General features: G+C 50.5%; 1 protein-coding gene. It reads right to left on the reverse strand.

The features are described 5' to 3' along the window. The coding region (locus tag ASC50_RS05140) for a cell division protein FtsQ/DivIB (protein WP_478209967.1) at positions 1-408 on the reverse strand (408 nt) is incomplete at both ends.

The raw sequence follows: 408 nt of genomic DNA on the forward strand, positions 1-408 counted from the left end.
GCATACGCCTCTTTCACATTGCCGGTGGCGACAGGAACCAATGCCGCAAAGTTCGCAGGCACCGGCATAATACCGCCTGTGTCATCCACATAGTAATTTTTGTTCTCCGTCATGACCCGCAAAATCGGTGTCCGCAGCACCACATCTATTTTGACCGCGCCGTCCATCGTTTTGTAAACCTCCACTTCCTGAATCAATGCCCGGGCGCGCAACATTTTCTCGATATTGTCTGTCTGAATCTCATCGCGCGTCCGACCAATCGGATTCAACTGACCTTCATCCAAAAACGCAATAATGTCCTTCTCGCTCAGATAGGGATTGTTGGATTTACTCAGCAATTCCACCTGCACCACCTTGCAAACCCGCTCGCCGGATGCCGATTTTTCACTCAAAAACACACCGGAGAAG

The sequence above is a fragment of the Candidatus Symbiothrix dinenymphae genome (assembly GCF_001431085.1).